Genomic DNA, 25,338 nt, shown 5'->3' with positions numbered 1-25,338 from the left:
AGGGTAATCTCTGTCTGCCATAAAGAATCATGGTAAATTTCATGTTGTCATGTGTTTTTCGGATTGTTTATCAACAACGTTTCGGCGAGTCTTACTCTTAATAAACAATCAGGGAGCCAGATGATGAAGATAGCTGAGATCGATCATATCCATCTCTACGTTGATAATATTGAACAGGCAGACAAGTGGTACAACGAAACCCTGGGCTTTGAACGCGACACTTCACTGTACTTCTGGTTTGAACAGGGTGGGCCGTTGGTCATCAGGAACAACCGGGCATCACTCTCTCTTTTCCTCAGACAATCTCAGCCACCAGGCCATACCGTGGCTTTCGGGGTGGCAGCGTCATCTTTTAGTGAACTTATCCCTATCCTCAATGACAATAAAATCCCTTTCAACGTCAGTGACCACGATGTGTCGATGTCCGTCTATTTCAACGACCTCAGTAACAATAAAATTGAAGTGACCTCTTACGACTACCTTCAGGTAAAGCAGATACTTGAGAGCTTTGCATAAGGCTATTGATGCGTGCGCTTAGAGGCGTAACCTGAAAGTCACGAACGGCGATCAATAAAGCGAATTCTTCAATCGTTCAGGCAGCGCTTTGTCGTAGGCGTCCCCATCAATTTCCGCAATCTGTTTGAGAATCGAGCCGGTGCTGGGCAGCGACTGCCGCGAGATCTGCGTTTCAACATTCCATAATCCGGAGCGAATAATTGCCCGGCTGCACTGAAAGAAAACGCTCTCCACGTTGATGCGCAGCACGGTTTTGGGTAGCTGAGTGTTGATGGCAAAGCGCTCAAGCAGCGCCGGGTCGGTGCTGATTGCTGCCGTGCCGTTGATGCGTAACGTCTCGCCAATGCCAGGAATGAGAAAAAGCAGCGCGACCCGATTGTCATGCAGAATATTACGCAGGCTGTCGATGCGGTTGTTGCCACGTCTGTCGGGCAATAGCAGAGTTCTATCATCTTCAATTTCGATAAATCCGGCCGGATCGCCGCGCGGTGAAACATCCAGTCCCTCCGACCCTGACGTTGCCAGCGCCACAAAAGGCGAGGCGGCAATAAACGGACGATAGACGGGGTGAATGTGATCGGTCACCTTAGCGATAGAGGGCCTGGCAACCGTGCCGTAAAGACGTTCAAGTTCAGTCAGTTCAGTAATAATGCTGTTCTGTTCAGCCATTTGCACTTTCCTTTCACTATTCAGATCCTCATGACGCTGAAGGTGAGACTACACAGACCCGACGCGCCACTTTAAGCAGTACTTTAACACCCATGCGGTGTCTTCAGAACGTTTGCGCTATCCTTTATGACAATGACCCCATGAGAACCCGTCTTCCCGCCGCTAAAACAGCTCATTACCTGGGACGACAACCTCTTTCTACTCTTTATCAATATCAGAAGCACAATAAAACGTAGCGACAGCCTCTGATGAGGGGTCCATTTACTGCGATCAGATGAGCAAGAAAACTGCGCCTTTTGCACTGAAATCAACCGCCATTCGTTAAGAGTATTAACAGAGTTGGTGACAGGAGACGTTGCTGATATAAAGAGTAAAAATTGCTTATTCAGCATGCAAAAGGAGTGCAGGATGGTTTGGGAATCTGAACGGTTGCTCTACAGATATACCCTTCGTGAGGATCTCGACGACCTCTTCAGAATCTACAGCGATCCCGAAACGCATAAATTCAACCCGCGAGGTCCATGGCCTGACAGAGCCTATGCTATTCAGGCCATGGAGCGCATATTACAGAGCTACCAGGAACAGGGGTTTGGCGACTGGACAATATTTGAGAAAGCCCATCCGGAAAAAATCATCGGCTTTGGTGGCGTATTCAGAAGTCAGTTCGACGGCCGTCAGACGAATAATCTCGGTTACCGGTTTGAGCCTGCTGCCTGGGGAAAAGGGTATGCGACCGAGCTTTCCCGCAGAGCCATTCGCTACGGATTCGAAGAGGCCGGGCTGAGCGTCATTACGGGTGTGACGCGCGAAAACCATCTGGCTTCGCGCCGGGTACTGGAAAAAGCGGGTTTAACCTTTTTGAAGAAGGTCGATGATCCAGATAGGTTTCCTCCCAACCTGATGTTTACTATTAGCCGACGCGAATGGCTTGCGGCTGGCAACACCGTGACCACCTCCCTCTGATTTTTTCGCTGGTAACCCAGGCGTGACGAAATTTGCGCCACTTTTTCGCGTTTTACCCCTTTAAGCATCTCTTATCCCGCGATTAACTCCTGGCAGTCTGAATTACTTTATCCATCTTATTCCGGGGAGGCTTTATGGATATTCGTACAATTTTTATTTCAGCAGTCATGGCAGTCAGTCTTTTATGGATAGGCGCATCAGATAACCGTTCGTCACATCTCACCGCCGAGCCGGTTAAATCGGTCCTGAGTAAACTGCAGCCTTAATTCACAATCGCCCGATAGCACACATTAGCGCCTGCTCAGCCTGAGATGCGGTACACTGCCGTTATCTGTTAATGCAACTTCGTTGCTTTAACCTTGACGTTGAGGCTGATAAAAGCGGGAGAAAGAGATGGCAAGGGAGATGATTCGGCAGGGTGGGCGCAGCGCACGGATTCAGGCGGAAGTGCATAACACCGTTAACCGCTTGCTGGAAACGCTTGATCGTTCAGCGATTACAGTGCCGATGATCGCCGAACAGGCGGGTGTAACACCTTCCACGATCTATCGGCGCTGGGGGGATCTGTCCCAGTTGCTGGCGGATGTGGCCGTGGCGCGGATGCGACCCATTGCAGAACCGGAAGATACCGGATCGACGGCCGGCGATCTTACGGCGTTTATCCAGCAGTATGCTGAAGAGATGTCATCGAAAGTCGGTCGCGAGCTTCTGGCCGATGTGATTGGCAGCCATGGTGAAGAAGCCAGCCAGAAATGCTGCGGGTTTACTTATCAACATCTTGAAACGCTCAACAACCGGGCCATCGCCCGCGGCCAATCGGGCTTTGACGTTGATCGCATCATCGATGTGGTCGTGGCACCGGTGATGTTTCATATTCTGTTCGGTGATCGTGACGTTTCAGCGGAATACTGTTCTTCGCTGATTCAGCGGGTCTTTTAAGCATGAATCAACGCTGAACAAAGGGCAGAGCGGCCTCGGTGATCAGATGCTGCAACAGCGCACGCGCCGGATCGTCGCTCTGGTCTGAGCGGGAGAGCGCGATACCCAGAAAGCCGGGAAGCGGGAGTCTATGTGATTCAATCATCAGCGTCTCCGGCAACCCTGCGCGGGTGCGCAGGGTGATGCCCAGCCCGGCCTGTAATGCCGCCCAGATCCCGCTAAGACTGTGGCTGGTGAACACCACCCGCCACGGAATACCTGCCTTATCCAGCGTCTCGGTGGCGCGCGATCGCATGACACACGGCGCATCAAACGCCACCAGCGGCAGTGGCTCGCCGCGCTGCAGATATCCCGCCAGATCAAACGCCTGATGCTGTATCCAGACTAACGGACACTGACCAATTAACTGCGTGCCAGCCTGCTGCTCTGCCTGCCACAGCAGCGCCAGATCCAGCTCATGACGGGCCAGCGCCGTTAACAGTGGCAGGTTTCTGTCGACGCGAGCGGTCAGCATCACATCCGGATGCTGACGGTTAAACGCGCCGAGAATGGCTGGCATCAACGCTTCACCAAAATCCTCCTGCATCCCGATGCGTATTTCGCCCTGTAATGCTTCGCCTTTCACTGCCCGCAATGTCTCATCGTTCAGCGACAACAAACGTCTGGCGTAACTCATCAGCTGTTCACCGCTACGGGTCAGCCGCAGATGTCGCCCTTTTTTCATCACCAGCGCCGTGCCACATTGCTGCTCAAGTTTTTTAAGCTGCGCACTGACGGCTGAGGTCGACCGGCACAGATGCTGTGCTGCAAGAGCAAAACTGCCCGCATCAATGCCCGCCACGAAACTGCGCAGCGCATCCATATCGAGTGACTCTGGTACCTTATTCATAATGGTCCTGTAAAAAAGGATGCTGCGTGTTGATTAATTTGATTTTCAGGATTGAAGCCCTGGGCGACACTCTCTCTGACTACTGAGGAGTGTGCAATGAAAAATTCACTGGATCGGGAAACACTGGCGCAGCGCGCGCCAAAGCTTGCCGAACTGACGCAGCAGGTACTGTTTGGCGATATCTGGCAGCGCGAACTGCTGTCACCGCGTGAACGCAGCCTGCTGACGCTGGCAACCTTAACCGCGCTGGGGCGGGTCCAGCAGCTGCCGTGGCACATCGATTTCGCCCGGCAAAATGGGCTGACGCAGGATGAGCTGGTGGAGAGTTTCACCCACCTGGCATTCTACGCAGGCTGGCCGGCCGCCGTCACCGCGCTGGGCTATCTGGAGGATAATCACTGATGCCCTTTACCAGAATTACCCTGCGTCAGGGCTATAGCGAGCAGGATCTGCATCAGATCTCCTCGCTGCTTCAGCAGGCGCTGGTGGCGGAGTTTGACGTGCCTGAGCATGATTGCTTTCAGGTGATTGAGATGCTGCCTGCCGGACAGCGGGTATTTGATCGTCACTATCTCAGCGGCGGTCGCAGCGATAATTTCGTGCTGTTTCAGGTGACGGCAGGCCGACCGCGAACCCGGCAACAGAAGCAACGATTTTATCATTCACTCTGCTCGGCGCTTCAGATTGAGATGGCGATCGATCCTCATGATGTGATGATCATTATTCAGTTCAATAGCACCGAAGAGTGGAGCTTTAGCGGCGGCCAGATGCTGGCACAGGAGGCGTTATGATTATCATGCACTACCGTTTTACGCTGCCTGCTGACTACGACATGGGCATCATTGAACAGCGTATCCGACTTAACGGCGCGCGGCTTGATGGCTTTCCGGGGCTGGTGGCTAAGGCGTATCTCTACGCCTGCCGTGAAGATGGCGGACCGAATGAAAACCGTTATGCGCCCCTCTATTTCTGGCGGGAAGCGAGAGGCATGCAGCAATTCCTGCAAAGTCCTGGCTTCGCGACACTGGTCAGGGATTTTGGCTGGCCGATCATCGAAAGCTGGCTGACGCTGGAAGCGCAGACCCCGCTCCGGAATCTGGCCGACGCCCGCTTTATGACGCTGAACCGCTGGATGATTCCGGCGCATTCGGACCTGGCAGCACTCCCTGTAAGAGCTGGATTCAGCGCCTGGGATGTGACCCGCTGGCAGGGAGTAAACATTGACGCGTCACAGCAGCGACCATCCGGCGAGCAGGAGGTTTATCGCATCGGTTATCTGGCGCGGGGGGCAGCTGCAGCAGATTTTCAGCTGTAGCTGCGGAGAGACCACGATCTGCTATTTAAAGGGCAAAAATGGCCTCAATCTCGATGCGCAGGTCGGCGGAGAAAAGCCCGCTGACCTGAACCAGCGAGCTGGCGGGCAGATGCTCGCCATAATTGCGATAAAGCACTTCCCGCAGCGCGCTGATTTCAGTGAATGAAGTAATGAAGATTGTGACTTTGAGCAGCGCAGCGAGGGACGTATTTTCAGCAGCGGCAACCGACTTAAGTTGTTCAAAAATGGCTTCTGCCTGTTCAGCGATATCGCCCTGCTGAGCCGCTGTCCCGAAGGCAGTCAGCCCTGAGACATACAGCGTCGCGCCATGTTTTACGGCATGTACATACGGCGCTTTGATTTCGCCCAGTTGCGGATAATTTTTGCGTTCTGGCAGGGTCATATTTCCTCCTAAAGATGAAGTTCATACTAGTCAGGCTACTGGCACCAAAAAAGAGCGAAACCCGATAGCGGGTTGTGTTAACAAAGCAGCAGTATCAGGCCACAGTCTCTGAGCGCGGGAACGAACAGGCTTCAAAATTGCCCGTCTTAAAAGGCAACTCGCTGAACGGGACGAGGAGCTGGCCATCCTCCAAAAGGCCGCGACATACTTCGCGAAGCGCCTGAAATGAAGTCTGTCTTTATCGAAAAGCCTCGGGCAGAGTTCGGCATCAAAGCGATGTGTCGGGTGCTTCGGGTTGCCCGCAGCAGTTGGTATGCCTGGCCCATCAGCACGGCCCCGTCAGGAGTTCTGGCTTCTCTGTGACGCCGCTGTCTATCTGGCCTTCACTGAAGCAAAACAGCGATAGGGTACGCCACGCCTCGCTGATGAGCTGCCGGAATACAACGTTAAAACCATTACTGCTCACCACTACCTATCTGCCAGATAAACGTCGGATCATTGCCGTTCACCTCCCAGTCACCCACGTTGCGTATTTTGTAGATCACCGGATTGTGTGATGAGACTGTCCGGGCATTACGCCAGTGTCTGTCGAGCGCCTTACTGGCGCGGGTGTCGGAAGCCCCCAGTGCATTGAACAGCTCGCTGGCAGCACGTGTCACGAGCTCAATGGCCACGGCCTGCGCCCGGGCAGATTCTACCTCAGCCTGCACATTAGCCGCTTGAAGTTGTGCCTCATCTGCACCATTCAGTTGCAGTTCGAACGCCCGTTGCAATGAGTGGGTCGCACGATCGACGGTAGCTTCTGCTGCCCATGCCCAGCTGCTAATCTGGCCGATCACCTGTAATACCTGTACATCCTGTTTCACCTGAGGGGCATTGCCATGGCTGTAGATGCGTTTACGCTTCGCCACGCCCTGTGCGCCATCACGTACGATTGCCCGACCAATGCCGGCCAGCGTGGACAATAAAACGTGCTGATAAAAAGCAGTCTGATAGCGAAAGCGCTCGCTGAAATCATAGACATGCGACTGTTCCACCTGCGCCAGCTTAAAGCGCGTCGTGCCGCTGCCGGTCAGCCGCTGCCCGAAGCCATCCCAGTCATCATCGCGCTCCACTTCATTCTGATGCGTGTTCACCAGAGCAATCACGTCGCGACCATTGTCAGTACGCTTCGCATAGACATCAATCCAGTCCGCATAGAGCGTGCCGGTGCTGTAAAATTTCTCACCACTGATCCGCCATCCTCCCTCAGCGGGTGAAACCTGCGTGTTGACCTCACCCAGCTTAACCGCACCGATTTCACTCCAGCCACTGCCTACCAGTTCACCATCAACAAAACGGCGAAACCAGCGGCGACGGTCATCACTATCAGGCTGATTCAACCGATCTTCAATAAATGCGAAGTGTGCGCGCAGAGCCTGCGGCAGATTTGAATCCGCCTCTGCCAGTTCGGTCAGCAGAGAAAATAACTGCGGCAGCGAAACGCCAAAACCGCCTTCCTCTCTGGGAATGCGCAGGGTGCCGAACCTGGCCGCTTTCAACCAGCGAATGGGCTCATGCAACAGGGTGCGATCCGCTTCACGCACAGCGGCATCTTCAGCAATACGAGCAAAAAGTGGCCTGAAATATTCAGTCAGTGCGGTAAATTCAGTGTGACTTAGTTCAGACATGATCTTCTCCAGATTCGGGTTGTTCATCAATATCCTGTCGGGTCGGCTCAAAACGCACGATCAACAGGAAAATAATCGGAATAAGAGCAGCAAGAGAGACGATCCAGAACATGTTGGTGCCGTATCGGGCCTGCAGAATCGGCAGAATAAACAGTGCCAGCGCACTGCCAACACCGGAGAGCGAGCGACTGAAGCCGACACCGGTTGCGCGAATGTGGGTCGGGTAGGAGAGGGCCGGATAGATCATTAACTGCGCGCCAGGTCCAAAACCTTCCGCGAATAGCCAGAGACCCAGCATCAGCACGGCAAACACCACGCCGACCGTCGCTTCCGGATGACCGATCAATGCCAGCGAGATCAATGCAATAAACTGCAGCGCAAAACCGGCAATCGCCACATGTCGGGAAGGAAATTTCCACGCCAGCCGCATCCCCAGCAGACCGCCGGTAAAAGCAAACAGCGCATTCAGCCCCAGCGAAGCAGAAATCGTCTCGAAGACCCCCGCGCCCAGGAACTGCGCCAGAATTGATGGCAGGAAGAAAGCAATAGCGGTGTACTCAAACGAAATACAGACATTCATCACCGCGCTGACGACCGTGCGCTCAAGATAGGGCTTCTGAAACAGTACGCGGATACGCACTTTCGGCGTCGCTTTCACAGCAGCGGCTTTAGCGGGCAACGCCTCATGCGCAACAATGCCGTACGAGTCACGCAAAATACGCACAGCACCGCTCAGATCGCCCTGATTCGCCGCCCACAGCGGTGACTCATTCATAAACTTACTGCGCACCGCAATAATCAGCAGTGCCGGTACGGCACCAAACAGCAGGGAGGCGCGCCACAGCCAGTCGATATGTTCTGCGGGCAACAGGAAATAGAGTGCAAAAATGATAAAGAAGCAAACAGACGAGGCGGCGTACCACATCGGGCACCAGGCCGCGAGTCGCGACGCTTTGTTTCCCTTGCCGGAGAATTTAGAGAACTCCGCCAGATAGGCCATGGCAACCGGCAGGTCGATCCCCACCCCAACTCCCATCAGGAAACGGGCACCAATCAACACCCAGACGTTGGGTGCCAGGCCCGCAGCAATTGCCGAAACCACAAAGAACAGCATGTCGGCCATAAACACCGAATAGCGGCCATATTTATCGGTAAGCCAGCCGCCGACCAGATTACCGACGATGGTGCCGATCATGATTGAGGAGGTGACCAGTCCGGTGAGCACGGGTGTTAATCCGAACTCCCTGACCACATCATCAATGCCGTAGGAGAGCGTGGTGAGATCGTAAGCGTCAAGAAACACGCCCCCCAGTGCCAGAAAAACAATCCAGCGGGCGTAGCTGTGTTGCTCACTATTATTGTTGATGAGCCGGGCCACATCACTCACCGATCGAACCGGTGCGGAGTGTGGCGGCGGGGCGGTCAGGGTGTCGTCAATATTTAATGTACTCATCGTATCCTCGTTATTATATTCAGCAGGTAACGAGGGTTTTATAGGCATTTCCGGCACAGTTAACAACCAACAAATAACGATAACTATTTCAATATATTCAATAAGTTAAACATGAAAGCTATCCACGGCAAAAGCCGGATGAATAGCTGGATTCATCCGGTGCGAATTAAAGCATTTCTTTTTTCCTGATCTGAAAGCTGCGTGCTTTTCTCTGTGGTTATGAAATCCGTTCAGTGATAACTGATTGCATCAATCCACAGATTTTATCCCGATATTTCGGCGCTGCTTATCTGCTGTTCCGTGTCTGCGCTCCGGCGATAACCCGCCCCCGGATGCGGCAACACCAGCCGTGGCCCCTCTCCGAACAACTTCTCACGCAGCGTACCAGGCTGATAGTCCTGCTTGTAGACGCCGCGCTTTTGCAGTTCCGGAACCAGTAGTTCCACCACGTCGGTAAAGGTTTCGTGTGTCACGGCATAGGCGAGGTTAAAACCATCGACGTCAGTTTCTTCTACCCAGCTCTGCAGCTCATCAGCCACGGTTTCCGCGCTGCCCACCAGCAGCGGACCAAATCCGCCAATGCCTACCCAGTCTGCCAGGCCCTGCACCGTCCATTGACGATGGGGATCGGCGGTGGAGAATGTCTCGACCGCCGACTGAATCGCGTTGGTATGCAGATGCTTCAATACCTGATCCGGCTGATACTGGCCGAAATCGATACCCGTCCAGCCCGAGATCAGCGCCAGCGCGCCTTCGTAACTGACATAACTTTTGTATTCCTGCCATTTTGCCTGCGCCGCCAGGTCGGTTTCACCCACAATCACCGTCTGCAGGTTGAAGATCAGTATGGAGCGCGGATCGCGTCCAGCCTCTGCGGCCCTGTGGCGAATATCCGCCACGGTTTTCTTCAGCAACACTTTGGACGGTGCTGCCACAAATACGCATTCAGCATGTTCCGCCGCAAATGCTTTGCCACGACTGGACGCACCCGCCTGGTAAAGCACCGGCGTGCGCTGCGGTGACGGTTCGCAGAGATGAATACCCGGCACCTGGAAAAATGTCCCCTGATGGTTAATTGGATGGATTTTATTCGGATCGCTGAAAATATGACGTTCACGATCGCGCAGGACCGCACCCTCTTCCCAGCTTCCCTCCAGCAATTTGTAAATGACCTGCAGATATTCATCGGCGTAGTCGTAGCGCGCGTCGTGGTCAGTCTGAGCCTGATGCCCGATATTGCGCGCGCCACTTTCCAGATAGGAGGTCACAATATTCCAGCCAATGCGACCTTTGGTCAGATGATCCAGGGTCGAAATTCGTCGCGCAAACGGGTAGGGATGTTCAAAGGACAGTGAGGCGGTCAGGCCAAAGCCCAGATGCTCCGTCACCATGGCCATCGGCGTGATTAACGCCAGCGGATCGTTGACCGGCACCTGCGTGGCCTGACGAATCGCCGCATGATTATTGCCATTGAGCACGTCGTAGACGCCCAGCACGTCAGCAATAAACAGCCCATCAAATTTGCCGCGCTCCAGCAGGCGCGCTAAATCGGTCCAGTACTCCAGGTCTTTGTACTGCCAGGAACGGTCGCGGGGATGCGCCCATAAACCGGGTGACTGATGACCGACACAGTTCATATCAAAAGCATTCAGGCGAATTTCTCGTTGCGATGACATAGCGACTCCTGAGCGGATGCGGCAATTGCTTGCCGCCCACCTTTTAATGTGTGTTTTAGAAAGATGATTCAGTACGTGAGTGAGCCGGGACATCGCTCGCTGAAGGAGAGCGGTGGGGCGGCGAGAAGCTGCCGTGCAACGGACTCAGCATGTTCCGCCACCTGCGGTAATCCCATCAGTTCGCCAAAGCGCCCGCGTGCGGCAGGGCCAGCCACAAAGAGATAAGGATTAGCATTACCCTGCGCATTCAGCGTTTGTGACAGCGCATTAACATGGATGCCCAGCGCCAGCGGATCGGGCTGTATCACGCCCTCACCGTGCAGCTGTCGCAACAGCGCGTTGCTGTTAAGCAGGGCATTGTGCGCCGGGCCGGTGGTGACAATGACTTTATCCACCTCCAGCCTTTTTGCTTGCGCGCCACGCAGGCGCAGCGTCAACCGGAGAGTGTTGTCTACCGCTTCAGCAGCCATCAGACGCGCCGCCAGCAGCGACAGCTGACCGCTCGCCTGCCGCTGGCTGAGAATCTGGCTGACCTGAGGGGCAATCCGGTAGCGGTGAACATCCCACCAGGGGCGAAGATGATGCAGAAAACGCTGCTGCTCATGCAAAGAGAGGCTCTGCCAGATGTGCTGCCCATTACGGCGGATATCATCCAGCACCAGTTGCCAGGGCAAATTCATCGCTGCAGCGTGTCTGACCTCCTGCCGCACCCGATGTAACCAGCCGCGCGCGCTGGCGGGCTGCGGCTGACTGTAATCCAGGGTGTATGTCTCATCGCTACCACTCAGGTTGGCACGTGGCAGCTGGCCACGACGGGAGAAGACGGTCATCTCTCCGCGATGATGCTGGCGATGCAGCGACGCCACCACATCGGACATGGTCAGGCCTGAACCGATAATCGCAACCCGATCGTCAGGGGCCACCGATGCCAGCGCATCGCTGCGCCAGGGATTAGCAATTAACCCCGGATGGTCCTGAAGCGGCTTGAGCAGAACAGGAAGGTCCGGCGGTGGATGGCTGATTGCCAGCACCACCTGATCGGCCCGGATATGCTGCCCTGAAGCCGTAATCACCACCCCATTTTTAAAGGCGACCGCGCTGTCACGCAGATGGCTAAGTTTTACGGGCGAGTGTTGCTGCTGATACTCAAACTGCGCATTGACCCAGCGACCAAACTCACCGCGTTGCGGATAAACGTTACCGTCACGCCACAGCGCCTGCGGATCGGCTTTAAAGGCTGGCGATGCACGATAATCGCGATCAAATATCCCCTCTTCATCACCCGCAAGCTGCATTCTGGTCGCCGGAACATTAATGCGGTGAGCCGGATCGGTTGTGCCATATGCCACTCCCTGCGCAAGCTGCGCGCGCGGTTCAATGACCGTCACCTGCAATCCTGCCTGACCAGCGCGGGCCAGATGGATCGCCAGCGCGGTGCCGGTAAATCCGCCGCCGATAATGACAATCTTCTGATGTGACATATGCAAACCTTCTCTTCTGTTAACTGGCGCTGGCCTGTTTAGCAGGACGACGGTCACCGCCAATAGTTTCACCAAACGGACCGGTATTCACGCTACGTTGTTTCTTTTCGACATTGGCGGCCAGCGGCAACAGCGGCATCACCAGTTCGGCAAAGCGGTGTGCCTCTTCAAGATGCGGATAGCCCGAGAAAATAAAGTTACCGATACCCAGCGCCTGATACTCCCGGATGCGATCGGCAACCTGCTGCGGATTGCCCACCAGCGCGGTTCCGGCGCCGCCGCGCACAAGACCGACGCCTGCCCAGAGATTAGGGCCGATGCGCAGGCTCTCTCGCGAGCCCTGATGCAATGCGCTCATCCGCGCCTGTCCGGCTGAGTCCATACGGGCAAAGATCTTCTGCGCGGCGGCGATAGTCTCTTCATCCAGATGAGAGATCAGCCGATCCGCAGCCGCCCAGGCCTCCTCTTCGGTTTCACGGACAATCACATGCAAACGGATGCCATAGGAGAGGGTACGGCCGCTCTCCTGCGCCCGCTGACGAACCACCGCCAGCTTCTCTGCTACCTGTTCAACCGGCTCGCCCCACGTCAGATAGGTGTCGATTTGATTCGCTGCAACATCGATAGCCGCATCAGACGAACCACCAAAATAGAGTGGCGGACCATTTTCCTGCACCGGCGGGAAGAGGATCTCAGCGCCTTCTACGCGGATATGCTCGCCTGCAAAATCGACCTTCTCGCCTTTCATCAGGCGGGAGTAGACTTCAAGAAACTCCTGGGTCACTTTATAACGCTCTTCATGGCTCAGGAAGATGCCGTCACCTTTGTTCTCAATCGGATCGCCACCCGTCACCACATTAATCAACAAACGTCCGCCAGAGAGCCGATCCAGCGTGGCCGCCATCCGCGCTGCCAGGCTTGGCGGTTGCAGCCCAGGTCGGACCGCCACTAAATAGCGCAACTTTTTGGTGATGGGTGCCAGCGCTGAAGCGACCAGCCATGAATCCTCGCAGCTCTTGCCGGTCGGAATTAAAACACCGTAGTAGCCCAGATTATCTGCCGCCAGCGCAACCTGCTGTAAATAGGGTAAGTCGACCGCTCTGCCACCTTCAGTTGTACCCAGATAGCGCCCATCACCGTGGGTAGGCAGAAACCAGAAGAGGTTGAGATTTTCCTGTGTCACATGGCTCATTAGCAGATTCCTTTATAACTATATTTGAATTTATCACATAGAGAAAAACTCTTTGGTTATATAGCTGTTAGCAGGATATGTGCCAGAGTAATTTTAAATATTTATCTTTATTATTCAGAGGGATAGATAAACTCTCGCCCACCCCAGACTGCTGCGTTTGCAACAGCCAGAGTGGCAGCCTGCTGCAATGGCAACAATTCTGCTCATTTCGCCCCTCGTTTCCGCGTCTGCCGCGCGGTATGGTCATGGCTTTCCTGCAAACCCGGTAAATGAGATGCAGATTTCGAGTCCTGAGTTGATAGACCCCGCATCGCGCGCCTTTAAAAGCGTGCTGGATCAGCTCGCACCCACCGATGCGACCGTCCTGATCATCGGTGAAACCGGCACTGGTAAAGAGGTGATGGCGCGCTATCTGCATCATCACAGTTCGCGCAGCAAACAGCCGTTTCTGGCTGTGAACTGCGGCGCGCTCACCGAGAGCCTGGCGGAGTCGGAGCTGTTTGGTCATGAGAAAGGAGCGTTTACCGGCGCACAGGATCGCCATCGCGGCTGGTTTGAAGCAGCAGAGGGCGGCACCCTGCTGCTGGATGAGGTCGGTGAACTGAGCCTGTCGCTGCAGGTGAAGCTGCTGCGCGTCCTGCAGGAGCGCGAGATTACCCGCGTGGGCTCGTCTAAGGCGATAAAGGTTAATGTGCGGCTTATCGCGGCCACCAACCGCGACCTGGGCGTGGCGATTCGTGAACGTCTGTTCCGGGAAGATCTCTACTATCGACTGAATGTAGCCAGCGTCACGCTGCCCCCGCTGCGGGAGCGCTGCGAAGATATCCCGGTGCTGGCCCGTCACTTCCTGCAGCTGTACGCGCGCCGTCTGGGCCGACCTCAGTTACGCCTCAGCGAAGACGCTGTTTCCACGCTGATGGACTACAGCTGGCCGGGTAACATCCGTGAGCTGGAAAATACGTTACATAATGCGGTGCTGCTGAGCAAAACCTCGCTGGTCACGCCGCAACAGCTGCGGCTGAACGCTATTACAGGCAGCGATTTGTCTCAGGGAGAAGAGGCGCTGGACCAGTTTCTGCGGTTGCAGATGCAGCAGAGCGAGACACCGCTCTATCCCAGAGTGATTGCCGCACTGGTAAAAAATGCGCTGGAACTGACTCAGGGTAATCAGCTGCAGGCGGCCGCGATGCTGGGTATCAGCCGTCATACACTGCGTACCCAACTCGGCCATCTGGGTGTGATTAAACCGCGCCGCTCTTCACCGCGTCAGCGTGATGCCTCTTCTTTTCAGCACCCTGTAAGGGAGCGGGAATTGCGTATTGGGTATCAGAAGTTTGGTAATCTCGGCATCCTGAAAGCGCGTCAGTCGCTGGAGCAACAGCTGGCCAATCAGGGTGTCAGCGTGCTGTGGAGTGAATTTCCTGCGGGTCCGCAGCTGCTGCATGCACTCAGTCATCAGGAGATCGATTTCGGCACTACCGGTGAAGTTCCCCCCCTGTTCGCGCAGGCCAGCAACAGCCCGATGGTGTACGTCGCCTGGGAACCGGCAGCGCCCCAGAGCGTGGCGCTGCTGGTGCCGAAGAGCAGCACGATTCAGCAGATTGGAGATCTCAGAGGAAAACGCATTGCTGTGAATCGCGGTTCCAACGTCCACTATCTTTTATTGCAGATTCTGGATGAAGCAGGTTTAGCACTGGACGATGTGCGTATCGTGTATTCCCCGCCGAAATATCCGCTGACGCCCAGCGACCTCAACGCTGTAGATGCCTGGATGATGTGGGATCCGCTTCTCAGCGATGCAGAGAACAGCGGGCAGTTCCGGGTCATCGCGGATGGTACTGGACGGGTTAAAAATCATCAGTTTTACCTTGCTGAACGCGGATTTGCGGCACACTCCGGTGACCTGCTTCAGATTCTGCTCACCGCGCTGGAACAGACTGGCCGCTACATCGATGCACACCGCGCTCAGGCGGCCGGACTGCTCTCCACCGAACTTGGCATCTCTGCGACATCACTGATGCACGCTTTAGCACGCCGCAGTCATCAGACCCAGCGTATGAACTTAGCCATCATCAGGGAACAGCAGACCATTGCTGATCGATTCTATGCACTGGGATTATTCAGCCGTGCGATTCGGGTTCGCGAATCGATCTGGCATCCATAGCGTTTTTGACGCTAAGCTTCGAACATTTCATCGCTAAGCGCTTCAACCTGCGTTTGTTATGTTGCGCTGACAACAACCTGACTCAGGAATGAGAGATGAAAAAAGTTTTACTCAGCGCATTAATTATTGCCGCACAGGCTGGCTTAATGTTCAACACCCAGGCAGCCACAGAGAAACCCGAAACGGTAAATATCGGTTTTCAGAAAGCCAATATCTTCGCACTGCTGAAATATCGCGGCACGCTGGATCAGGAATTTAAGAAGCAGGGGATTGCGGTTCACTGGGTTGAGTTCCCGGCCGGGCCACAGATGCTGGAAGGTTTAAATATCGGCAGTATCGATCTGGCCGCCACCGGCGATGCACCTCCGACATTTGCACAGGCTGCTCAGGCCGATCTGGTTTATCTGGCACACTCACCGGCCAACCCGAAAACCGAGGCGATTGTGGTGCCAGCCGACTCCTCCATCAAAAACGTGGCAGATCTCAAAGGAAAGCGCGTGGCGCTGAATAAAGGCTCTGACGTGAACTATCTGCTGGTCACGGCGCTGGAGCAGGCCGGGCTGAGTTATAAAGACATTACGCCGGTCTATCTGCCACCCGCCGATGCGCGTGCCGCTTTCCAGCGCGGCGCGGTCGATGCCTGGGTTATCTGGGATCCTTACTACGCAGAAGTTGAAACCAACGCTCACGCGCGGCTGATTAAGAATGCCGAAGGCCTGGTGCCGCACTACACCTTCTATCTTGCCAGCCGTAAATTTGCAGAGAATTATCCGCAGATCGCCAGTCAGGTCGTGGATGAGCTTGGCACCCTGAGTACGTGGGCCAATCAGCATCAGGAAGAGGCAGCGAAAATCATGTCCACCTCAACCAGTCTGCCGCAACCTATCTGGCAACGGGCGCTGGCGAGAATGCCGTTTGGGGCAGAGCGGATGACGCCTGAAGTCTTCACCCAGCAGCAGGCATTGGCGGATACCTTTACCCGGATTGGTCTGTTGCCGGTGAAGGTCGATATCCGCAGTGCGACGTGGTCGCTGGATAAGAAATAGGGTAGATTCGGGCCGGTGTGGGTCACAGAGTATCTGATCTGGCCTGTAAGGAGTTTAATCAACCGCCAGCCTTTTCCAGAGACTGATTATCAGGTCTTCAGATTGCGACTATAAATACTTGTTAAGCAGTCCTGGCCACCGGACAGGGTATCGCAACCTGAACAACCAATGGCAATGTCACTCCTGGTCTGACACTGACGTTTACGGGCACGCAGAGGAAAAGCGGGTCGGGATATTATTCGCGAATCGATCCTGTCAGTAAGCTTGTCTCAATGCCTGCGGCAGGGTCGGATGGCGAAAAACTGTTCTTGAGGGTAACCGTTGCCTTCGGGATTTCAGGCGTGCAGGTCACACGTATTCTGGACAGCATTGCGCTTTTTCTCGGCTGGCTATGATAAGAACCGATCAGGGCCCGGAATTTGCCTGCCGCACGCTCGAACAATGGGCGTTTTAGCATGGCGTGGCGCTGCGGCTGGCCGGGACGCTGATCGGTCCGAACGACACGGCGATTGCCGGGCACGCCATCTCGGCTGGCGCCGTGCTGGTGACGAACAATACGCGGGAATTTGCGCGTGTTCCGGACCTGGCTCTGGAAGACTGGGTATAATAAAGCCGGATATGAATTGCAGGATATTAAAAGAATGAATGAACTGAAAATTGACAATCCGGCTCAGCGATTACTGGATATTCTTGAAGCAGGAAAAACACAAAATCGGGACCAAAACTGTCGCTCGGTATGGGTCTTTCTCCTGCAGGCTCAGAAAAATAATGAGCAGCATCTTCTTTCCCGCCTGGCCCGGGTCATGGAATTGCCAGGAAGAATAGTGCAGGTCAGAGAGGATCATTTCTCCGCTCTCAGGGGAAAATCCACGCACTGGAAAACATGCGTTGATACGGCATTTGTTTCACAGGCTCTCAACAGTACCTGGCAGTCGTTCATGCAGCATATTGATGACCGCACATTCTCAGAACTCAGTATGCTGTCAGACCTTTTTGAAACCCGTGGCGCACACGCGGCTATGCAGTCAGAAGAAATTGAAGCTCTGCTGGAGAGGTTAACCGAACTGCGTAACGATATCCGGGAGGCTGATCTGCCTGCCACGATGAAGACCCTGCTGCTGAAACAGCTTTCACAAATCCAGGAAGCACTGGAAACATACGGTATTTCCGGCGTTGAGCCGGTAATGGATGCCGTGCAGTCAACTCTTGGCCTGGCCGTTCTGAATCCGGAGTACCGCAAAGAAATCAGTAAGGGCACAAACAGCAGGTTCGGTGAGAAAATTTCCGATCTACTGAGCGACGTGGCGAATGTTGTCACTGTCGCAGGCGCGCTGCCTGCATTAACCGTTGCTGTAAACACCGCCCTGACCTATATCGGCCAGTGATTCTCAGGCACCTTTCCACAGGTGCCTTATTTTTAGTCGTTACTCATTACCAGTCCAATCAGATTTCCGAAATTTCCTTTTTCCGGATCCTGAGGATTTAAAAACACAAACCGGCTGAATGCAGTGAATTAGGCAAAAATATTTAAGGAGGGGGAATAAAAATGCTTTAAGGCATCAAAAGGATTTTAGAAAGAAAACCTGCATCACGGAGAGATATACCGCCGCATGCAGGATTTATATTCATAAGGTATTAATCACGCCGGAAAACCGGACTGTTATGGGGAATGAACCGGTAGCGCCCCTCTTTCTTCTCCGGATTTAACGACCGTATAAAGCCGACCGACTCCAGCAGTCGGGCCAGCTCCAGTTCGTCCTCAGAAAAGTCAATGCTTCTGTGGTTGAGGTCGCTGATAAAAGACCCTGAAACGGAGTCGCTGAATGAGCGAATAGTCCGTGCAATCGTATCGTATGTCATAGCACCCGCCTTCAGCAGCTGGACGAGTAGCGCCCGCAATATGCTTTCATTTTTGTGGAGTATTAATAGCTGCAGCAGCGTAGATGCGTTGATAAACAGGGGGCCATCAAAAATCTCAGGATCGTATTCCCAGAGCCACTCCAGGGTAGATGTAAGAAGTGAATCCGGCAATCCATTGCTCGTCAGAAGCTGCATGGCCAGCACAGGAGAAAACGCGCCGTTGTTGATTAAAATGAATTCAGGATCCTTTTCCAGCAACGCCGGGCGCTGCAGGACGAGGCCCGCAAGCAGCGGAACAACGTGGTTACCTTCCTCATGGAAGGCGGTGTATATCTGCTGATAGACGCTGCGGAGAGGAGCCAGTCTACGATATTCAATCAGCAGTGCTGCTTCGTCAACGGTGAGAATTTCCGGCAGTGACAGAAGCGTCAGTTCTATAGCGGAAAGTATAGTTCGCCGGGCCGCCTCGTTTAAGGCGCCTGAGGAATAAATCTTATGAATTAATTCACTGTATACATCAAAAGAAGACAACGCCGAGGGAATATCGATTATCTTTGAGTGGTTTATATCAAACCAGATGGCAAACCACGGTGCAAGGTCACTGCTCAGATTAAGCAGGTATTCAACGTTATTCCAGGTGGGCGCAATGCGATTCTTTTCAAGAAGCACCGTATAGATGCTTGTTTCAGCCGAGATCTTTCTGTAACTGAGAAATACGCCGCTGCGCTCCTTAATATTACTGATATCCTCGATTAAAAATGTCATTTCCCGTGCAATCATCTGTATTTTATCAACTGAAGATGCCGAATTATTTAATACTGAAGAAATCCTATTATATTCCTCAGAAGAGATGAAAAAATCAGTAATAAAACCATTTACATTCTGATCTATAACTTTTTTTAGCGGTGGTACCTTAAAAGTCTCAAGCGTGCTGAATGGTTCTCTCAGGAAGTTTTCATATATACTACTGTCATAACCGGAGAGTATGTTGATGATGTTTGAAAGGTTATCTTTTGAATATTGCCATAATTCAGAAAAAGCGATTGCAGACACAATTTCACCCCCCTGATCGGAATTACATTCTCCGATGCGGAACAGGATCACCCGTGTCCGCCTGAGGTTATACGTAAATAATTCTGCATAACCGTCCGGAACCACGTCAGGAATATCGCCGTGTTCAGAGAATATCTTCTCTGCTGCTTCCCTCATGTCGGTTGTTTCGTTATTCCAGCGCAGCTCTGAAGCACAGAAGAGGGTCACCAGCAGCTTCATTGCCGATTTTTTATCGCTCATATTACAGAGGCGGCTTAAAAATTCTTTGGTTGCCCAGGTATCGGAAGTCATGAGCTCTGTGTATGCAATGCTCTTTTCTGCTGACCAGCTGCAGAAGGCATGCTTGCAAAGCTGCTCAAGCCGGTGCTCTTCCCCGTCCTCAAGCTGGATTTGAATTATTTCGCCTAACTGACGCTGGTCGTATTCAAGCAGGTAAAGAAGTACGCTGGCATGCCACGCGTTGTCCTGCAGCAGCAGCCCCAGCTCCTTCAGTTTTTCGACAACGTTAGCTGTCCTGTCAAGCATCATTGCGGTTGTGGTGGAATGTTCCCTTCCTGCGCTGACGGCGCGGATGAAATCGTTGTCGCTGCTGCTGAGGCTTCCGGGAATAAACACCGATCGGTATGACATATAGTCCGTGGAGAGGTATCCCCAACGCAGAAGAGAGTAAATAAAATCAACCTGTGTGGCAGTATAACCTTCACGGCTGTCAGGGCTGCAGTCGATGTACAGAGTATCACTTATCCAGCTCCTGAAGCCTTCACTTCCCATTCTTTCGATCAGCGTTCCTGGGCGGATTGACTGGAGTCTGCGCCTCCGCTGGCGAAGATGTCCCGCTCTTTTTTCAACATCAGCGAGTTTCCCGTCAGATTTTGAATTCAGAAGCTCACACCGCCTTTGATATTCACGTAATATCTTTTCAGTTTCTGCGGACGTTATATTTTTCAGGTTTAATCCGCGGGTGTTCGTCCTTACAAACAATCCCTGTTTTTCCAGCATGGAAAAAAATATATCTTCATCATTAACAACCTGATCTAAGGAAAACGTCGTACCATAATGATCACAGAACTGAACCTCTTCTTTTATTTTTTCACTGATGTAAACTGAGAGAATGTCCCTGATTAAACCTGATTTATCCTTTTCAGTCTCGTCAGTTATTTCTGAAATCTGGGTATTCAGGCTATCTAGTTCTGCCGCAATCCTTTCCTCAAAAATGGAAGAGAGCCCGCCTGAAATATGAGCATTTATTACGCCATATAAAATACCCTGCTTTGAATCTATCAAGTGATAATCTCGCGAGCAGATATTTTTGTAAGCGATAAGAGAAAGAAGCCGTATAATGTCCTCGCCATTGTTGACCAAATTCCTGTAAAGCCGGAATTCATTGGCTATACTGTTAAGTACACGCATATCCGGAATAAAAATTGCGATCCGGGAAATACACTGCTCAAAACCAGCCACATCGATCTCTTCTTTTCTGAATTTCTTTAAGAAATGGTCTGTTGCATTCTGGCTGTCCATCACTGGGATCACGGGCATAACGAAGTCAAAAAATTTAGTGCGTGCTTCTGGAGAATTGAATATGTCGTCTCTGACAGCGTAGATAAAACGTACGTGATCATCAGAGGTCCGGCTGCTGTTTATTATCTGGTTAATTTCACGCAGCTTAATAAATATAGCACCATCATTATGCCGGTCCAGATCCTCAAAAATGACTACATTATATTTCTGCTTTTCAAAAAAATAGACTATTTCATCAATAAAAACGTTCAGCAGTGAGGGATCCGACGGCCGGGTCGATATGGTAGCCCCTTTTGAGAGATCAATCTTGTCTATGCTTACGCGTCGGTCAAATATTCCCATACGGTGAAGTTTGCTGAGAAGGAGGTAAAACATGACAAAGAACGCGCCGCTGGCCAGAACACCGATCCTTAAGACAGAGGGAATATTAAGTATGAACTCGCTGAACGCGGTGGAAACCGACAGTTTGTTTCTGAAATAGTCGGGGAAAAGAAATATAAGGCCTGACAGACCACATCCTACTGTCGCCAGCAGGCCCAGAGCCATTTTGCGCATCTGTAACGGTGTGACATCTGCGATCCGCTCGATACGCGAATAGGGAAGGTCGCTTTTGCGGGCTTTGTACAGTATTTGCTGCAGGATACTGTATTCAATAGATTTTTCCTGCTTGGTCTTTTTTTCAGTCTTTGTTCCGGATTCTGCGGACTTGTCGTCAGTCTCAGTTGTAGTCCGGATCATGTCAAAATCAGCAAGCGAAACCGTCATGATTTTCAAATCTCCCTGTCGGCGTTTTGACCAGGTAAGGAGGACAGAGCTTTTTCCCGCCCCGTAAGGGCCGGTAACGGCAATGTTTTTGATATCAGGTTTATGACATGCAAAGTTCAGCGCGTTGATATAATGCTTTGCATCTTCTTCATTCATTAGTGACGGCGTCAGCGCATCATAATCATATGTCACTTCATTTTCTTCTTCGTTCTCAGCCTTAACGAGAGCCAGAAGCCCCGCCAGCCGTGGCGTTTTCATCATATCTTCCACCAGAGGTTTGTAAGTTTGCATCAGTATATCTGCTGAATACCTGTCATTTAATCAGGATTAAGAGACTAATACAGCGGTATTTAGGGCTTATCAGGATGTAGTACGCTCTCCGTTTCATCCTTTTTAAGGATGTGCGGAAAATAGTGTAAGCCATGTATGTACTAAAAAATTTTATGTATAAATTGTACTGAATATGTTTGAAACACCCGGATACCATCACCTTAGGTGTTTGGAAGAGAATCCGAGCTTAGAGAGCGATCAACTAGCGTTCGTGTGTGGCCACCAAAAGCATTAGGAAATAATAATGAGTAGATACGAGCTATTTGCAGGGTTCCGTAATAGTGGTACGGGACAGTTTTCTGGGCCGTTTATCAGTGAAGAAAAGCTTAGCGCCATATTGAAGTTGATTCCTGCGCCTTAAAGCCCCAAACAATACCTGTTTCCTGACCTGTTTCCATTGATCAACTTCGTCAATGATCAAATCGGGAAGGGGTTAAAGATACATGAGGAACAGCGTACACGGATAATGCTTCAACAGCAGGAAAAACAACAGCTTGAGGTACTTGCTGGTCGCTATGAAGATCTTTTCACGCAATGGAATTTTGCCAGCTCAGTAGACGAAAAAAGTAAGCAAGATCAGCAATGGAAAGAAGTCATTTTCCAGGCTGGTCCGGTTCTAAGGCTGCTACGGGAAGCAATGCCGGAACAGACCCCTGTCAGCAAATGGAGTTATGAACTTCTACATAAAACTGAACAGACAGGACGTATGTATGTCGAGACTCTGCTGTTCTACATATATGCCCGTGCAGCCTACGAGCCTTCTTCGCTCGCCCGTGATCCTAACTTAAGGAGATACTGCAGCGAGCTGAAGGAAAAGGTGGTGGCTCAACTCTCTGGTAGAAACGGAGAATTACTACTGCTGAGTGCAGCTTTTCACGAAGAATCGCATTATTCAAAGGTATGGCAGCTTATCGGTATAGAGGATAAAGCTGGTGCCGATGCATTGCTGATAAACCAAATCAGAGAAGAGCAAGCTTGTCGCATTGAAGACGCTAACGCACTGAACAGTCTTTATAATCCGAACGTAGAAGATGCTTATTCCCGTACCATAAAGACTCATCGTTATCCAGATCGTCAGTGGAAGATGGTCTGTGTCCTCTGGCATATTTATGATCGAGTCAGTCACTTAGAAGCCCTTCTCGACTCCTTAGAAAGACATCACGAAAGTGTGGATTTCACTCGTACAGGCGAAACCCGGGAAAAAATTGACAAGTATCTGCAACAAATTGCGCGCGGGGAATCACCGCAGCAACTAACGAGTGCAGACATCTAGTCTCTATTCCGGTTTTGCCTTTTTCCGGATCTTTAATGAAAAACAGAGTAATGGGGATATGTTAAGCATCTGCATATACTGCACCTATACATACATCTACTTTCTGCATATACTGGACCTATGCAGACCGGTTATGGCTGCACAAAAAGGCCGGTAACGGCAGGGTGTCGTAAACACGTCCGGAAGGAGTAACTATGCGAACTGTATCTGTATTCAAAAACGGCAATAACCGCGCCATCCGTCTGCCCCGGGATATGGACTTTGAAGGCGTAAGCGAGCTGGAGATCGTCCGGGAAGGGGACAGCATCATCCTGCGTCCCGCCCGGCCGACCTGGGGCTCGTTCGCCGGCCTCGAAAAGGCCGATCCGGACTTTCTGGCGGATCGCGAGGACGTTGTCAGCGACGAAGGGCGATTTGACCTGTGAACAAAATTTACATGCTCGATACCTGCATCTGCTCGTTCATCATGCGCGAGCAGCCGGACGCAGTACTGCAGCGCCTGGCGCAGGCGGTGCTGCGAAATCAGCGTATCGTGGTCTCGGCCATTACCTACTCCGAGATGCGCTTCGGCGCCACCGGCCCGAAGGCCTCGCCGCGCCACATTGAGCTGGTTGACGCGTTCTGCGCCCGCCTCGATGCCATCCTCCCCTGGGATCGCGCAGCGGTCGACGCCACCACGGACGTTAAGGTGGCGCTGCGCCTGGCCGGGACGCCGATCGGCCCGAACGATACGGCTATTGCCGGGCATGCAATTGCGGCCGGCGCCGTTCTGGTGACAAACAACACGCGGGAATTTGAGCGGGTGCCGGGGTTAACATTTGAAGATTGGGCGAAGTAAGCCACTCTTTTCAGGGTAATATCTTGTATTACCCGGCAGGTTATTTCGGCGTGCCGGGTATTTTGTTCTTAAGGGTGTAGAGCCTGTCGAGCTCAGCATAAGGCTTCCCGGTTTCAGCCGCATGCCGGAGCTTCGCTTCCAGCAGGTCGGGCAGGGCGATACCATGACTGAGTGAATGATAAAGATCATAACCACTGACGCAGATCACCCGTTTCCCTTTTCCGAAGGCCGTCAGACCTTCATCAGTAAACCCCATCCAGCTGATGAACACTCCCCGGGCCCATTTTGCCTTGGTGCTGAGTTTACCTTCGAATACGTGCAAATCTGCCGCCGGCGTTCGGTTTTGATGCCATTTGGCTTCCATCAGGTAAAAGTCATCATTCAGCCGGAAGCTGCCGTCAATCTGCTCACCCGTATTACGGAATGACGAACGGGGGGCAAGCCTAAAGGTACTGAACAGTTCAGCAAGCCAGGTTTCAAACCGGAAGCCCCGGGGATGGGGGGCCAGGGATTTCATGGCGTTCATTTCGGCTATCAGTGAAGGCCAGTCAACACCGTTCCATACCTGAGCCGGCCTGTCACCTTTGGCTGTATCGGTGTCAGCGTTTTCCAAACGGGAAATGAGTGCAAGATAGTCATTACGGCTTTGTTCGGCCTGTTCAGGCATGGACTCCATTTTGTACTGCCAGAGGGCACCAAGGACCCGCAGGGCGGTCTCGCGATCCACCTGCTTCAGCAGACATCTGACCCGTTTGGCTTTTGAGGTTCCCTCAGCCTGATAACGTTCATCATCAATATCAATGTTCAGCTCTTCATCAAAAAAAGCCGACAGTGTACGGTTGGAGAAATCGAGTATCCAGCCGGGATCGCTCTCAAACACGAGGTTAAAGAGTCTCATTTCCTGCATTTTCAGTTTCACGCCAGCCTCCTGTTTTATCACAGTATAACGTTATGAAATTGCAGGTGGTAATGAGTAAACACCTGTGCGTCAGTTTTTGTGTGTTCCGACTTTTCCTTTTTCCGAATCTGCAGGATTTAACAGAGGCAGCAAGTGCTGGATACAGTGAATAAAACAGAATTTTTCCATCTGGGATGAAAAGTTGCTTAAAGACGGGTGGGGTGCTGAAGAGTAATAACCCTGCAGAGCAGAGATAACTGCCGCCACTGGCGTGGTTACTGCTCACGCTCGAACGTTCAGGGCCGATAAACAGAAGTGCAACCATTATCATCATCCGGATACGCTCTCAGGCTATGTGCCTGCATGAGCCGGGTGGCATAACCAGAGCAGCTCGCGGTCCGCCGGGTACATGCGGGCACAGCCT

Annotated in this window: 22 protein-coding genes and 3 pseudogenes; 15 read left to right on the top strand and 10 right to left on the bottom strand. The window is 52.5% G+C overall.

Annotated elements, in window-relative coordinates; translation table 11 throughout:
* The first annotated feature begins 123 nt into the window (after window positions 1-123).
* Entirely contained in the window at window positions 124-516 is a 393-nt protein-coding gene (locus AC2LB6_RS00630; RefSeq protein WP_490092289.1) for a VOC family protein, read from the top strand.
* Window positions 517-567: 51 nt separating this feature from the next.
* Here AC2LB6_RS00630 and AC2LB6_RS00625 read toward each other — a convergent pair whose 3' ends face one another.
* The gene (locus AC2LB6_RS00625) at window positions 568-1,185 is read right to left on the bottom strand and encodes a pyridoxamine 5'-phosphate oxidase family protein (protein ID WP_490091973.1); all 618 of its coding nucleotides are present in this window, start codon (window positions 1,183-1,185) and stop codon (window positions 568-570) included.
* 408 nt (window positions 1,186-1,593) lie between these two features.
* On the opposite strand from AC2LB6_RS00625, the gene AC2LB6_RS00620 reads away from it, so the two are divergent.
* A complete protein-coding gene (locus AC2LB6_RS00620; RefSeq protein ID WP_490091972.1) occupies window positions 1,594-2,148 on the top strand; it encodes a GNAT family N-acetyltransferase in 555 nt (184 codons plus the stop codon).
* A 393-nt stretch (window positions 2,149-2,541) separates the two neighbouring features.
* Window positions 2,542-3,087: a TetR/AcrR family transcriptional regulator gene (locus tag AC2LB6_RS00615; RefSeq protein ID WP_490091971.1), complete on the top strand. Its 546-nt coding sequence runs from the start codon at window positions 2,542-2,544 to the stop codon at window positions 3,085-3,087.
* A 7-nt stretch (window positions 3,088-3,094) separates the two neighbouring features.
* On the opposite strand, the gene AC2LB6_RS00610 is transcribed toward AC2LB6_RS00615, so the two are convergent.
* Entirely contained in the window at window positions 3,095-3,976 is an 882-nt protein-coding gene (locus tag AC2LB6_RS00610) for a LysR substrate-binding domain-containing protein (protein WP_490091970.1), read from the bottom strand.
* A gap of 96 nt (window positions 3,977-4,072) precedes the next feature.
* On the opposite strand from AC2LB6_RS00610, the gene AC2LB6_RS00605 reads away from it, so the two are divergent.
* From AC2LB6_RS00605 to AC2LB6_RS00595, 3 genes are read left to right on the top strand one after another with little or no spacing between them, the layout of a single operon-like run.
* Window positions 4,073-4,378: a carboxymuconolactone decarboxylase family protein gene (locus tag AC2LB6_RS00605; RefSeq protein WP_490091969.1), complete on the top strand. Its 306-nt coding sequence runs from the start codon at window positions 4,073-4,075 to the stop codon at window positions 4,376-4,378.
* Entirely contained in the window at window positions 4,378-4,767 is a 390-nt protein-coding gene (locus AC2LB6_RS00600) for a tautomerase family protein (RefSeq protein WP_490091968.1), read from the top strand. The genes AC2LB6_RS00605 and AC2LB6_RS00600 overlap by 1 nt, the downstream gene beginning before the upstream one ends.
* Complete coding sequence (locus AC2LB6_RS00595; protein ID WP_490091967.1) at window positions 4,764-5,291, top strand: DUF4865 family protein; 528 nt, start codon at window positions 4,764-4,766, stop codon at window positions 5,289-5,291. Before AC2LB6_RS00600 ends, AC2LB6_RS00595 begins: the two co-directional genes overlap by 4 nt.
* 25 nt (window positions 5,292-5,316) lie before the next feature.
* Here the strand turns inward: AC2LB6_RS00595 and AC2LB6_RS00590 are convergent, their stop codons facing one another.
* Entirely contained in the window at window positions 5,317-5,694 is a 378-nt protein-coding gene (locus AC2LB6_RS00590; RefSeq protein WP_490091966.1) for a RidA family protein, read from the bottom strand.
* An 80-nt stretch (window positions 5,695-5,774) separates the two neighbouring features.
* Between AC2LB6_RS00590 and AC2LB6_RS00585 the strand changes: the two are divergent.
* Window positions 5,775-6,097: pseudogene (locus AC2LB6_RS00585) on the top strand (IS3 family transposase); the annotation flags it as partial.
* A 52-nt stretch (window positions 6,098-6,149) separates the two neighbouring features.
* On the opposite strand, the gene AC2LB6_RS00580 reads toward AC2LB6_RS00585, so the two are convergent.
* The 5 genes from AC2LB6_RS00580 to ssuD form a co-directional block, all read right to left on the bottom strand.
* On the bottom strand, window positions 6,150-7,364 hold the full coding sequence (locus AC2LB6_RS00580; RefSeq protein WP_490091965.1) for an acyl-CoA dehydrogenase family protein: 1,215 nt from the start codon (window positions 7,362-7,364) through the stop codon (window positions 6,150-6,152).
* The gene (locus tag AC2LB6_RS00575; RefSeq protein WP_490091964.1) at window positions 7,357-8,817 is read right to left on the bottom strand and encodes an MFS transporter; all 1,461 of its coding nucleotides are present in this window, start codon (window positions 8,815-8,817) and stop codon (window positions 7,357-7,359) included. The genes AC2LB6_RS00580 and AC2LB6_RS00575 overlap by 8 nt, the downstream gene beginning before the upstream one ends.
* A 263-nt stretch (window positions 8,818-9,080) precedes the next feature.
* Window positions 9,081-10,493, bottom strand: coding sequence for an LLM class flavin-dependent oxidoreductase (locus AC2LB6_RS00570; protein ID WP_490091963.1), 1,413 nt, complete (start codon window positions 10,491-10,493; stop codon window positions 9,081-9,083).
* Window positions 10,494-10,561: 68 nt separating this feature from the next.
* The gene (locus AC2LB6_RS00565; RefSeq protein WP_490091962.1) at window positions 10,562-11,974 is read right to left on the bottom strand and encodes an FAD/NAD(P)-binding protein; all 1,413 of its coding nucleotides are present in this window, start codon (window positions 11,972-11,974) and stop codon (window positions 10,562-10,564) included.
* A 19-nt stretch (window positions 11,975-11,993) separates the two neighbouring features.
* Window positions 11,994-13,166: an FMNH2-dependent alkanesulfonate monooxygenase gene (gene ssuD / locus AC2LB6_RS00560; protein ID WP_090964994.1), complete on the bottom strand. Its 1,173-nt coding sequence runs from the start codon at window positions 13,164-13,166 to the stop codon at window positions 11,994-11,996.
* Window positions 13,167-13,440: 274 nt separating this feature from the next.
* Here ssuD and AC2LB6_RS00555 point away from each other — a divergent pair, with 274 nt between their 5' ends.
* The 5 genes and pseudogenes from AC2LB6_RS00555 (at window position 13,441) to AC2LB6_RS00535 (ending at window position 17,761) form a co-directional block, all read left to right on the top strand.
* Window positions 13,441-15,330 (top strand): sigma-54-dependent Fis family transcriptional regulator, encoded by a 1,890-nt coding sequence (locus AC2LB6_RS00555; protein ID WP_490091961.1) that lies wholly within the window; start codon window positions 13,441-13,443, stop codon window positions 15,328-15,330.
* Window positions 15,331-15,425: 95 nt separating this feature from the next.
* The gene (locus AC2LB6_RS00550) at window positions 15,426-16,376 is read left to right on the top strand and encodes a sulfonate ABC transporter substrate-binding protein (RefSeq protein ID WP_490091960.1); all 951 of its coding nucleotides are present in this window, start codon (window positions 15,426-15,428) and stop codon (window positions 16,374-16,376) included.
* A 305-nt stretch (window positions 16,377-16,681) separates the two neighbouring features.
* A pseudogene (locus AC2LB6_RS00545) lies at window positions 16,682-16,827 on the top strand (IS3 family transposase); the annotation flags it as partial.
* Window positions 16,828-16,836: 9 nt separating this feature from the next.
* A pseudogene (locus AC2LB6_RS00540) lies at window positions 16,837-16,983 on the top strand (PIN domain-containing protein); the annotation flags it as partial.
* A 34-nt stretch (window positions 16,984-17,017) separates the two neighbouring features.
* On the top strand, window positions 17,018-17,761 hold the full coding sequence (locus tag AC2LB6_RS00535) for a hypothetical protein (protein WP_490091959.1): 744 nt from the start codon (window positions 17,018-17,020) through the stop codon (window positions 17,759-17,761).
* A 250-nt stretch (window positions 17,762-18,011) separates the two neighbouring features.
* Here the strand turns inward: AC2LB6_RS00535 and AC2LB6_RS00530 are convergent, their stop codons facing one another.
* Window positions 18,012-21,866, bottom strand: a complete 3,855-nt coding sequence (locus tag AC2LB6_RS00530; protein ID WP_490091958.1) for a YobI family P-loop NTPase — start codon at window positions 21,864-21,866, stop codon at window positions 18,012-18,014.
* Window positions 21,867-22,371: 505 nt separating this feature from the next.
* Between AC2LB6_RS00530 and AC2LB6_RS00525 the strand changes: the two genes are divergently transcribed.
* The 3 genes from AC2LB6_RS00525 (at window position 22,372) to AC2LB6_RS00515 (ending at window position 24,016) form a co-directional block, all read left to right on the top strand.
* Entirely contained in the window at window positions 22,372-23,178 is an 807-nt protein-coding gene (locus AC2LB6_RS00525; protein WP_490091957.1) for a hypothetical protein, read from the top strand.
* Window positions 23,179-23,372: 194 nt separating this feature from the next.
* Window positions 23,373-23,603 carry a type II toxin-antitoxin system VapB family antitoxin gene (vapB, locus tag AC2LB6_RS00520; RefSeq protein ID WP_480371755.1) on the top strand — a complete coding sequence of 77 codons (231 nt, stop codon included), beginning with the start codon at window positions 23,373-23,375 and terminating at the stop codon, window positions 23,601-23,603.
* On the top strand, window positions 23,600-24,016 hold the full coding sequence (locus AC2LB6_RS00515) for a type II toxin-antitoxin system VapC family toxin (RefSeq protein WP_480371756.1): 417 nt from the start codon (window positions 23,600-23,602) through the stop codon (window positions 24,014-24,016). Before vapB ends, AC2LB6_RS00515 begins: the two co-directional genes overlap by 4 nt.
* Before the next feature lie 40 nt (window positions 24,017-24,056).
* Here the strand turns inward: AC2LB6_RS00515 and AC2LB6_RS00510 are convergent, their stop codons facing one another.
* Complete coding sequence (locus AC2LB6_RS00510; RefSeq protein WP_490091956.1) at window positions 24,057-24,935, bottom strand: restriction endonuclease; 879 nt, start codon at window positions 24,933-24,935, stop codon at window positions 24,057-24,059.
* Between the last annotated feature and the right edge of the window lie 403 nt (window positions 24,936-25,338).

The sequence above is a fragment of the Pantoea sp. RCC30.1 genome, assembly GCF_058148845.1.
Note: the sequence above shows the minus strand (reverse complement) of the source record. Positions and strands in the feature narration are given on the sequence as shown.

Excerpts from the sequence above, each read along its gene's own strand:
- AC2LB6_RS00630 (WP_490092289.1), top strand. The coding sequence starts at position 124 with ATGAAGATAGCTGAGATCGATCATATCCATCTCTACGTTGATAATATT.
- AC2LB6_RS00625 (WP_490091973.1), bottom strand. The coding sequence starts at position 1,185 with ATGGCTGAACAGAACAGCATTATTACTGAACTGACTGAACTTGAACGT.
- AC2LB6_RS00620 (WP_490091972.1), top strand. The coding sequence starts at position 1,594 with ATGGTTTGGGAATCTGAACGGTTGCTCTACAGATATACCCTTCGTGAG.
- AC2LB6_RS00615 (WP_490091971.1), top strand. The coding sequence starts at position 2,542 with ATGGCAAGGGAGATGATTCGGCAGGGTGGGCGCAGCGCACGGATTCAG.
- AC2LB6_RS00610 (WP_490091970.1), bottom strand. The coding sequence starts at position 3,976 with ATGAATAAGGTACCAGAGTCACTCGATATGGATGCGCTGCGCAGTTTC.
- AC2LB6_RS00605 (WP_490091969.1), top strand. The coding sequence starts at position 4,073 with ATGAAAAATTCACTGGATCGGGAAACACTGGCGCAGCGCGCGCCAAAG.
- AC2LB6_RS00600 (WP_490091968.1), top strand. The coding sequence starts at position 4,378 with ATGCCCTTTACCAGAATTACCCTGCGTCAGGGCTATAGCGAGCAGGAT.
- AC2LB6_RS00595 (WP_490091967.1), top strand. The coding sequence starts at position 4,764 with ATGATTATCATGCACTACCGTTTTACGCTGCCTGCTGACTACGACATG.
- AC2LB6_RS00590 (WP_490091966.1), bottom strand. The coding sequence starts at position 5,694 with ATGACCCTGCCAGAACGCAAAAATTATCCGCAACTGGGCGAAATCAAA.
- AC2LB6_RS00580 (WP_490091965.1), bottom strand. The coding sequence starts at position 7,364 with ATGTCTGAACTAAGTCACACTGAATTTACCGCACTGACTGAATATTTC.
- AC2LB6_RS00575 (WP_490091964.1), bottom strand. The coding sequence starts at position 8,817 with ATGAGTACATTAAATATTGACGACACCCTGACCGCCCCGCCGCCACAC.
- AC2LB6_RS00570 (WP_490091963.1), bottom strand. The coding sequence starts at position 10,493 with ATGTCATCGCAACGAGAAATTCGCCTGAATGCTTTTGATATGAACTGT.
- AC2LB6_RS00565 (WP_490091962.1), bottom strand. The coding sequence starts at position 11,974 with ATGTCACATCAGAAGATTGTCATTATCGGCGGCGGATTTACCGGCACC.
- ssuD (WP_090964994.1), bottom strand. The coding sequence starts at position 13,166 with ATGAGCCATGTGACACAGGAAAATCTCAACCTCTTCTGGTTTCTGCCT.
- AC2LB6_RS00555 (WP_490091961.1), top strand. The coding sequence starts at position 13,441 with ATGCAGATTTCGAGTCCTGAGTTGATAGACCCCGCATCGCGCGCCTTT.
- AC2LB6_RS00550 (WP_490091960.1), top strand. The coding sequence starts at position 15,426 with ATGAAAAAAGTTTTACTCAGCGCATTAATTATTGCCGCACAGGCTGGC.
- AC2LB6_RS00535 (WP_490091959.1), top strand. The coding sequence starts at position 17,018 with ATGAATGAACTGAAAATTGACAATCCGGCTCAGCGATTACTGGATATT.
- AC2LB6_RS00530 (WP_490091958.1), bottom strand. The coding sequence starts at position 21,866 with ATGCAAACTTACAAACCTCTGGTGGAAGATATGATGAAAACGCCACGG.
- AC2LB6_RS00525 (WP_490091957.1), top strand. The coding sequence starts at position 22,372 with ATGCTTCAACAGCAGGAAAAACAACAGCTTGAGGTACTTGCTGGTCGC.
- vapB (WP_480371755.1), top strand. The coding sequence starts at position 23,373 with ATGCGAACTGTATCTGTATTCAAAAACGGCAATAACCGCGCCATCCGT.